Consider the following 9,074-nt stretch of genomic DNA (forward strand, 5'->3'; position numbering starts at 1 on the left):
AGATCCGTGGCGGTCAGAACCGGCTGACGCCGAAGCTGTTGGGTTGCAACGTGCGAATGTCGGCTTCGTGGCAGATATCGAGCAAATAACCGAGCAGGGTGCGCGTGTCGCGCGGATCGATCAGCCCGTCGTCCCACAGGTTGGCGCTGCCATAAAGCGCGGTGGACTGGCTGTCGAGTTTCTGCGCGGTGACTTGTTCGAGCATGTCGAGCATCTTCGGGTCCGGCGTCAAGCCGTCCTTGAGCTGTTTGGCTTCGGTAATGATGCGCAACACCTTGCCGGCCTGCGCACCGCCCATCACCGCCGTGCGGCTGTTCGGCCAGGCGAAGATGAAGCGCGGGTCGAGGCCGCGGCCGCACATCGCATAGTTGCCGGCACCGTAGGAACCGCCGACGACGATGGTCAGTTTAGGCACCCTTGCATTGGCCACCGCTTGAATCAGTTTCGAGCCGTGTTTGATCACGCCTTGTTGCTCGGATTCGGTGCCGACCATGAAGCCGGTGGTGTTGTGGAAAAACAGCAGCGGGGTCTGGCTCTGGTCGCACAACTGGATGAACTGCGCCGCTTTGCTTGCACCGTTCGGGGTGATCGGGCCGTTGTTGCCAATGAACCCGCAGGCGCGGCCCTGAATCTTCAATTGGCCGCAGATGGTTTGCTGATCGAACTCGCCCTTGAATTCGACGAAGCAGGATTCATCGGCGATGCGCGCGATGATTTCGCGCACGTCGTAAGGCTTTTTCGGATCATCGGGGATCAGCCCGAGCAATTCATCGATCGGGTAAAGCGGCTCTTTGTATTGCGGCTCCGGCAGCCACGGCAGCTGCTCGTTCCATGGCAGCATACGGAGGATTTCACGCACCTGACGCACGCCATCGGCATCGTTTTCCGCGAGGTATTCAGCCGTGCCAGCGACTTGCGCGTGCATCTCGGCACCACCCAGTTCTTCATCGGTGGCGACTTCGCCGGTGGCGGCTCTGAGCAACGGCGGGCCGGCCAAAAACAGCTTGGCCTTGCCGCGCACCACCACCACGTAATCCGACAGCCCCGGCTGATAGGCGCCGCCCGCCGTCGCCGAGCCGTGCACCACAGTGATTTGCGGCAAGCCCATTGCCGACATCCGCGCCTGATTGGCAAAACTGCGCGCGCCTTCGACGAAAATCTCGGCGGCGTAATTGAGGTTGGCGCCACCGCTCTCGGCGAGGGTGATCACCGGCAGTTTGTTTTCCTGAGCGATCTGTTGCAGGCGCAGGGATTTTTTCAGGCCGCTGGGCGAGATCGTGCCGCCCTTGATCGCGCTGTTGTTCGCCACGATCATCGCGCGGATGCCGCAGACGTAACCGATACCGGCGATCAGCCCGCCACCGGCCGAACTGCCATCCTTGTCGTCATGCAATTTGTAGCCGGCGAGGCTGGCCAGTTCGAGGAATGGCGCACCGGGATCAAGCAACAGGTTCAGGCGCTCGCGGGGCAGCAGTTGCCCGCGCTTGTCGAATTTCGCTTTGGCTTCGGCGGCTTTGTTCAGCAGGTTCTGTTCGAGTTGCTGCACTTGTTCGATGGCCGTAAGCATGGCCGCACGGTTGCGGGCGAAAGCCTCGCTGTGCGGATCGAGTCGGGACTGAATCTGCGGCATGGCTTACTCCTTGTCCTTGAGGACATCGGGAAGGTACGCCCGGTGGAACCCGTTGAACGACTCGCTGTGAGTGGCCTTGTGCAACGGCCATGCACGACTGCCGAGGCTGGCTGCGCCATCGATTTTCAAGGTGCTGCCACTGATGAACGCCGCCGCCGGGCTGAGCAGAAATACAATCGCCGCGCTGACTTCCGATTCGGTGCCGATGCGCTTGAGCGGTACATGTTCACGCAGGGTTGGAATCACCGCTTTGAACGCGCCTTCGTAAGTGTCCATGCCGCTGGAGGCGATCCAGCCCGGCGCCACCGCGTTGACCCGCACGCCGGCATGACCCCATTCGAACGCGGCGGTTTTGGTGAAGTTGTCCATGCCCGAACGCGCCGCGCCGGAGTGGCCCATGCCGGGCATGCCACCCCACATGTCGGCGAGCATGTTGACGATATTGCCGCCGTGTTTGCTCATCGACTGGTTGAACACTTCGCGAGCCATCAGGAAACCGCCGACCAGATTGGTGCGCAACACGGTTTCGAAACCTTTCTGATTGATCGAGGCCAAGGGCGACGGGTACTGGCCGCCGGCATTGTTGACCAGACCATGGATCGGCCCGTGTTCGGCAATCAGTTCTTTCACCAATTGCTTCACCGCTTCTTCATCGCGTATATCGCAGGCCTTCCAGGATGCGCGGCCACCGTCCTCGGCGATTTCGGTGGCGACTTTTTCGAGCTTCTCCGGCTTGCGCCCGACCAGCAGCACATTGGCCCCGAGCGCTGCCAGTTCATGCGCGGTGCAGCGACCGATGCCGCTGCCGCCGCCGGTAACGATGATGGTCTGGCCGCTGAACAGATCGGCGTTGAAAATCGACGCGTAAGCCATGCAAACCCTCCTCTAGTCGAGCTGTTCGGCGATGCTCTGTGGCACCGGGATCTGGATTTCCAACAGTTGCTGGGCGAAGGCTTTGCCTTGCGGGTCGATGCGCAGACTGGCCACGCCACCACCGCCAAGTGCGTTTTCCAAAAGAAAATTCAGGCTGTGGGTGCCGGGCAGATACCAGCGTTCGACCCGGCCGTGGATCGGGTCGAGCACATGGCTCATCCAGTCGACGATAACGGCCGGGGTCAGTGCTTCGGCGATCCACGCTAGGTACTCGGGTTTGCGCGGCATGACGCCGATGTTGCTGTGATTGCCTTTGTCACCGGAGCGCGCCACGGCCAGTTTCACCAACGCCACACTGGCATCGGCGCGGCCCTGTGGTTTGGGCGGCTGATGGGGCAGGGGTAAATTCTCGCTGTCGAGCGCGCCCAGTGAGGGCAGGGTGCATGGATAGTGTTCACCGGCCATGTCGATGTGCAGCGAGCAAGCGCTTTTCTCGATCAGAAAGGAGAACAGACGGATCAACGGATACACCGTTGGCCGTCCGCCGACGATGCCGGTCAGCCCCGGTGCCATGCCGGTGGCGGCCTGGGCGATTTCCCGGGAGAACAGCACCAATGCCTGTTTCAGCGGGTGGCGCACGGCGAGTTTGATCACCACTTCGCGGCTGTCGTGGCGTTGGCCGTGGGGACCGTAGGTGGCTTCGCTGCCGAGCAGTTCGATGTTGATTTCGCTGTAGGGCGCCCAGCCGCGCTGGCTGAACATTTCCGAAGTCTTATCGATGATCGCCTGACTGACGCGTCGTGCCTTATCCACCGCATCGATGCCGGCGATCAGGCAACTGGCGGTACAGCGAAAGCCATCCGGATAGGTGGCGCTGACCTTGTATTTATCCGGCGGCGGCAGGCCTTTGGCGCCGTGGACATGAACGAGGTTTTTGCCTTGTTGCTGAAGTTTGACCTGAGTGAAATCGCAGACCACGTCAGGCAACAGATACGCCTGCGGATCGCCGATTTCATACAGCATCTGCTCGCCAACGGTCAGTGGTGTGACCAGGCCGCCAGTGCCTTCAGGCTTGCTGACGATGAATTGGCCGTCGGCGCTGACTTCGACGATAGGGAAACCGATGTGCTCGTAATCCGGCACCTCGCGCCAATCGGTGAAATTGCCGCCGGTGCATTGCGCGCCGCATTCGATGATGTGCCCGGCCAGCGCGGCCTGGGCGAGTTTGTTGTAGTCGTGCCACGACCAGCCGAATTCATGCACCAGCGCCGCACTGACCACGGCGCTGTCGACCACGCGCCCGGTGATGACGATGTCGGCGCCCAGGCGCAAGGCTTCGACAATGCCCGGCGCGCCGAGGTAGGCGTTGGTCGATACGCACATCGGCGGCAGCGGGGCGCCGCTGAACATCTCGGTGATGCCGCTGAGTTGTTTGAATTGTGGTTGCAGGTCATCGCCGAGTAACACGGCGATTTTCAGCAGGACGCCGGCCTTGTCGCAGGCCGCTTGCAGGGCGGCGGCGCAGGCTTGTGGATTGACCCCGCCGGCATTGCTGATGACGCGGATGTTCTGCTCGGCCAACTGCGGCAACAGAGGCGTGAGCACTTCGATGAAGTCGCCGGCGAACCCCGCCTGCGGATCCTTCATGCGTGCGCCGGCCATGATCGACATGGTGATCTCGGCGAGGTAGTCGAACACCAGATAGTCCAGCTTGCCGCCCTCCACCAACTGCGCGGCGGCGGTGGACGTATCTCCCCAGAATGCACTGGCGCATCCGATGCGAACGGTGGTGGGCATTTTTATCTCCGACTCAGCAACCTGCGACAGAAGTGTCTGGAGGCTACCAAGCAAGCGCTTGGTTTGTAAACAGTTGAAACTATCTTCTGCCCAAGCGCTTGCTTGGTTGCCGCTGGCGGCTTAAATTGCGCGCAACCCTGCGGTTTCAGGGGGCAACAGACTGATCGACTGTAGGAGAGAACGGGTGGACGAGCAAAAAGCCCTGAGGGTCATGCGTGATTTGGTCGACGAGGGCCAATTGACCGACCCCGACAGCGCCCGTGGCAAATTGCTGCAAGTGGCCGCTCACCTGTTCCGTAACAAAGGCTATGAACGCACCACAGTGCGCGATCTGGCCGGCGCCGTCGGTATTCAGTCGGGAAGCATTTTTCATCACTTCAAAAGCAAGGATGAAATCCTCCGCGCGGTGATGGAAGAAACCATCCGCTACAACACTGCGTTGATGCGTGCTGCACTCGCCGATGCGGCTGATGTGCGCGAGCGCGTGCTGGCGCTGATCCGCTGCGAATTGCAGTCGATCATGGGCGGCAGCGGTGAAGCCATGGCGGTGCTGGTCTACGAATGGCGCTCGCTGTCCGAAGAGGGCCAGGCCAAAGTGCTGGCGTTGCGCGATGTTTACGAAGACATCTGGCTGCAAGTGCTGGGTGAAGCCAAAGACGCCGGATTTATTCGTGGCGATGTATTTATTACCCGACGTTTCCTCACCGGCGCACTGTCGTGGACGACCACATGGTTCCGTGCCGGCGGCAGTTTGAGCCTCGATCAGTTGGCCGACGAGGCGTTGATTCTGGTCCTTGAAGCGCGCTGAAGCACTTTCTATCCGGCCGGGAAACTGGCTAACTTGGCGAAACCGCCTAGCTTGAATGCATTGATCGGTATTTTTTCGGGGAGTGGGGTGTTTTGAAGTCTTCGCCAATTCGGACGGCCGCGGGTTTGATGCTCGCAGCGCTGGCTGCATTTTGGGTTTTGCCCGCTCAGGCAGCGCAACTGGTTCGGGTCGGCGCGGCGCATTTTCCGCCTTACACCATTCGCCCGGAGAACGGTGCCGACACAGGCCTCCTGCCGCAACTGGTCGAGGCCCTCAATCGTTTGCAAAGCGACTATCAGTTCGTCCTCGTGCCGACCTCGATTCCCCGGCGTTTCGGTGATTTCAAGCAGGGCCGGATCGACATGGCGATTTTCGAGAATCCTGATTGGGGCTGGAAAGACATTCCGCACACGGATGTCGACATGGGCCTCGAGGATGCGGAGATTTTCGTCGCGCAACGCGAGGACGGTCGTCAGCAGAACTACTTTGCCGACCTCACCGGCAAGCGCCTCGCGCTGTTCAGCGGTTATCACTACGAGTTCGCCAACTTCAACGCCGACCCCAAATTTCTTGCACAGAATTACAAGGCCACGCTGACCTATTCCCACGACAGCAATCTGCTGATGGTCCTTCGTAGTCGCGCCGATATCGCCTTGGTGACCCGTTCCTATCTGTTCGATTATCTGCTGCGTAACGAGAAGGTGCGCGACGAGTTGCTGGTGTCACAACGTATCGATCAGGTCTATCACCACTACGCGATTCTTCGCCCGACGGCGCCGATTACCGGTGCGGCGTTTGGCAAGCTGCTTAAGGGGCTGCGCGACAACGGTGAAATGCTGAAAATTTTCGAGCCGTACAAGATTGCGGTGGTACCGGTGCCGAAGTAACGGCGTGTCATGCCCATCCGTTGGTCGGACACTTGGCTGACCCTGTCAGATCTGACAGTAGACGCCGTATTGGCTTCAGGTTTTGATTCCTTTCCACACCCGCTCTTTGTGAGCGGCTTGAGAAAAAGGAATTTGCCATGTCCAATCCATCCCCGATTTCACTGCGTTGTGTGCCTGCTCCATTCGTAGAGCAAGCCAGCGAGAATGTCCTCACCTTGAACAAACCCGATGGTTCGACCGGCATTACAGTCGAAGTGTCGAGGTGGCCCTTTATGGCGCTCGGGCAACCGACGACGCTGCATGCCTGTGGTCAGACAAGCGATGGTTCGCCAATCATGTTGCGCATCGCCGATGCTGAACCATTGACGCAGCAGGAATTTGAGGAGGGCTGGCGCAGAACGATTGCGTGGGATGACCTGCAGGATCTGAAACACAACAGTCAACTGATGCTTATTTTTCAGCTGGCCCTGAATAACGCGGGTTGTGATTGCCCACTGCTGTTTCCTCCGATCAGCCTCAAAGTGCGAGTTCCCTTCGAGGATCTGACGACCTTCTCCGACGCTGAAGAAGCGCCCTGGAACGGCTGGACAAAAGGCCCGGCGGCAATCGACCCCGGAGATCTGGTTGTCGCCAAGGACGGGGACATCTACGTTCTCAACAACCGCACGTACACCAACGCATCGGCTGGCATCATTCTGGAAAAAAACTTCGCGAACCTTGAAGCCGGTACGCGTTATGAGTTCGGTCTACAGGTTCGTCGAACCAACACCAGCTCCAGTGTGCCGAGTCTGTCGCTTGCAGCAGGCACCCAGACCGTCACTGAAGCCAAGGATTTTCCAGCCATGACTTGGGAATCACTGGAGGGCACGTTTACTGCGGATTCTTCGCAGTGCACGTTGGCAATCATCAGTCATACGGCGAGTGGCAGCGGAAACGATTACGCAATCAAAAGGATCTGTGTCAGGTCTGTTTAGTTTGAGAACATGGGGTTTGTCAGCTTCAGAGAGCCCCGCCAGCAAACAGCATCGTTAGATTGTTGGTGGGGATCTCTAAATTTTCCGGGCGCGATCACGTTCCAGCATTTAACTGTCGACGATTATCGTGAGCCCGACCCATGTCCAATCTGAATGACCTGACTGCCCTGGCCTTGCCTTCGGGCAGCCAACTGATCGCTGATGCCACCGAAAGCCGTCTGAGCCTGAGCCTGGACGGGCAACTGCTGATCCGCCTGCGCCTTGATCGGGAGGTCAAGGGGCCGATCCAGATCGATGAGCGCTTTGCGCTGCCGCCCGGGCAGGCGTTATGGGCGGCCTGTTACTGGCTGTTCGCGCGGGATCCGGCGTGCCAGCAATTGACTTGGCAACTGGATCAGCCGCCGACCGAAGCCTTGCTCAGTGGCTTGTTGGTGAATACCGAAGTGACTGGCGAATATCGCTGTGAACGCTCGCTGTTCTGGCAATTGCCGCAACCGTGGCTCGGTACTTCGTTGACTGGCAGCTACCCGCAGCAAATGGTCATCAGCCAAGGCAAACGTCATCCACTGCGCCCGGTGAAGCCACGGGGTGAGGTGTATCGGCGTTTCGATGCGCGTCTTGGTGCGTGGATTTCCCTGCGCACGGTCGAGATCGAAGAAGACCTGCCGCGCTTCAACCGCTGGCAGAACAGCCCGCGCGTTGCCAGTTTCTGGCAGGAAGAGGGCAGCCTCGAGAAGCACCGCGAATACCTGAGCAAGCTCGATGCCGATCCGCACACGCTGACCTTGATCGGCTGTTTCGATGATCAGCCGTTTGCCTATTTCGAAGCCTACTGGGCCAAGGAAGATCGCATTGCGCCGTTTTATGACGCCGACAATTACGATCGCGGTATTCACATGCTGGTCGGCGAAGAGGATCACCGCGGCCCGCACAAAGTGGCGAGCTGGCTATCGGCGCTGGTGCATTACCTGTTTCTCGATGATCCGCGCACTCAGCGTGTGGTCGCTGAGCCTCGGGCCGACAACGCGAAGATGATCGGCCACATGCAGAATCAGTGTTTCCACTGTGAGAAGGAGTTCGACTTTCCGCACAAGCGCGCGGCGCTGATGATGCTGGGGCGTGAGCGGTTTTTTGATCGGTGCAAATTGGCCTGAGGTGATTTAAAAGCAAAAGATCGCAGCCTTCGGCAGCTCCTACAGAGGAATGCATTTCCATGTGAGAGCTGCCGAAGGCTGCGATCTTTTTTATCTGGCGACGCGGTCTTAACGACGACCGGCAATCACCGCATCCTGACGGCTGCCCGAGACCTTGCGGCAGTGCACCAGCGCATCACGAATCATGAAGTTGACCAGGGTTGGCGAAACGCCGAGCTCCTTGGCGATGTCCTTTTGCGGCACGCCATGCAGGCGGTACATCTCGAATGCATAGCGCGTGCGGCTGGGCAGTTCGGTCAGCGCGTCGGCGATGTTTTCCAGGGTCGAGAAGTTGATGTGCGAGGTTTCCGGCGAAGCACCTTGAATAACCACGTTCAGCCCTTCCTCTTCAGGGCCGGAGTACTTCTGCTCAAGCGCCTGTTTGCGGTAGTGATCGATGGCCAGGTTGCGCACGATCTGGAACAGATAGCTCAGTTGCGCCTTGATCGACGACGTGATTGGTGGCGCCGATTGCAGTCGGAAAAACGCATCCTGCACCACATCTTCGGCGCGCGACCGGCAGCCGGTAATACGGGCTGCAATCTTGACCAGAATCAGTCGATTGTCGACGAATGCCTGAAGTAGCGGTGAATCGCACTTGCTTGTGGATACTTGTTCCGTCATGGAAATCACCTTGCTGCCAAATAGGTTAGTGGGACGCCTGGGGACGAGGCCGTCCTACACATCGAGCGACAAATTATGTTGAATGATAATGATTGTCAATTGAGAAAGAGAAGTAATGCGCCACAAAGGTGCGATGTGAGAACTGCGACACGCCGCCACACCCCGGCCCCATTGGCGATCCAGCCTGCCGACTAATTATTTCAAGACGTCATCCGTTCTCATTGGTGAATGGTTCCGGGTGCACGACCCCGGCCAGACAGCATTCCAGCGCCTTGCGCGGTCGGCACA

8 protein-coding genes are annotated in these 9,074 nt (G+C 59.2%); 4 read left to right on the forward strand and 4 right to left on the reverse strand.

Features of this window, described 5'->3' with window-relative positions:
• Positions 1 to 13 precede the first annotated feature (13 nt).
• Genes ACM6JQ_RS24745 through ACM6JQ_RS24755 form a run of 3 tightly spaced genes read right to left on the reverse strand, consistent with a single transcriptional unit; the run spans position 14 to position 4,300 of the window.
• Positions 14 to 1,630: an acyl-CoA carboxylase subunit beta gene (locus ACM6JQ_RS24745; protein WP_414894806.1), complete on the reverse strand. Its 1,617-nt coding sequence runs from the start codon at positions 1,628 to 1,630 to the stop codon at positions 14 to 16.
• A gap of 3 nt (positions 1,631 to 1,633) precedes the next feature.
• On the reverse strand, positions 1,634 to 2,503 hold the full coding sequence (locus tag ACM6JQ_RS24750) for an SDR family oxidoreductase (RefSeq protein WP_007908689.1): 870 nt from the start codon (positions 2,501 to 2,503) through the stop codon (positions 1,634 to 1,636).
• Between the two features lie 12 nt (positions 2,504 to 2,515).
• Positions 2,516 to 4,300 (reverse strand): acyclic terpene utilization AtuA family protein, encoded by a 1,785-nt coding sequence (locus ACM6JQ_RS24755; protein WP_414894807.1) that lies wholly within the window; start codon positions 4,298 to 4,300, stop codon positions 2,516 to 2,518.
• A 184-nt stretch (positions 4,301 to 4,484) separates the two neighbouring features.
• On the opposite strand from ACM6JQ_RS24755, the gene ACM6JQ_RS24760 reads away from it, so the two are divergent.
• The 4 genes from ACM6JQ_RS24760 (at position 4,485) to ACM6JQ_RS24775 (ending at position 8,123) form a co-directional block, all read left to right on the forward strand.
• The gene (locus tag ACM6JQ_RS24760) at positions 4,485 to 5,108 is read left to right on the forward strand and encodes a TetR/AcrR family transcriptional regulator (protein ID WP_007908692.1); all 624 of its coding nucleotides are present in this window, start codon (positions 4,485 to 4,487) and stop codon (positions 5,106 to 5,108) included.
• A 92-nt stretch (positions 5,109 to 5,200) separates the two neighbouring features.
• Positions 5,201 to 5,995: a substrate-binding periplasmic protein gene (locus ACM6JQ_RS24765; protein WP_007908693.1), complete on the forward strand. Its 795-nt coding sequence runs from the start codon at positions 5,201 to 5,203 to the stop codon at positions 5,993 to 5,995.
• A gap of 137 nt (positions 5,996 to 6,132) precedes the next feature.
• On the forward strand, positions 6,133 to 6,969 hold the full coding sequence (locus tag ACM6JQ_RS24770) for a sugar-binding protein (protein ID WP_414894808.1): 837 nt from the start codon (positions 6,133 to 6,135) through the stop codon (positions 6,967 to 6,969).
• 140 nt (positions 6,970 to 7,109) lie between these two features.
• A complete protein-coding gene (locus tag ACM6JQ_RS24775) occupies positions 7,110 to 8,123 on the forward strand; it encodes a GNAT family N-acetyltransferase (protein ID WP_414894809.1) in 1,014 nt (337 codons plus the stop codon).
• Between the two features lie 108 nt (positions 8,124 to 8,231).
• Here the strand turns inward: ACM6JQ_RS24775 and ACM6JQ_RS24780 are convergent, their stop codons facing one another.
• Positions 8,232 to 8,786, reverse strand: coding sequence for an RNA polymerase factor sigma-70 (locus ACM6JQ_RS24780; protein WP_007908696.1), 555 nt, complete (start codon positions 8,784 to 8,786; stop codon positions 8,232 to 8,234).
• Between the last annotated feature and the right edge of the window lie 288 nt (positions 8,787 to 9,074).

It is taken from the genome of Pseudomonas sp. IT-232MI5 (assembly GCF_949767845.1).
In the GTDB taxonomy this organism is placed as follows: Bacteria; Pseudomonadota; Gammaproteobacteria; order Pseudomonadales; family Pseudomonadaceae; genus Aquipseudomonas.

Bases quoted from the DNA above. Each gene is read 5' to 3' on its own strand.
- ACM6JQ_RS24755 (WP_414894807.1), bottom strand. From the start codon at position 4,300: ATGCCCACCACCGTTCGCATCGGATGCGCCAGTGCATTCTGGGGAGAT.
- ACM6JQ_RS24745 (WP_414894806.1), bottom strand. From the start codon at position 1,630: ATGCCGCAGATTCAGTCCCGACTCGATCCGCACAGCGAGGCTTTCGCC.
- ACM6JQ_RS24770 (WP_414894808.1), top strand. From the start codon at position 6,133: ATGTCCAATCCATCCCCGATTTCACTGCGTTGTGTGCCTGCTCCATTC.
- ACM6JQ_RS24780 (WP_007908696.1), bottom strand. From the start codon at position 8,786: ATGACGGAACAAGTATCCACAAGCAAGTGCGATTCACCGCTACTTCAG.
- ACM6JQ_RS24750 (WP_007908689.1), bottom strand. From the start codon at position 2,503: ATGGCTTACGCGTCGATTTTCAACGCCGATCTGTTCAGCGGCCAGACC.
- ACM6JQ_RS24775 (WP_414894809.1), top strand. From the start codon at position 7,110: ATGTCCAATCTGAATGACCTGACTGCCCTGGCCTTGCCTTCGGGCAGC.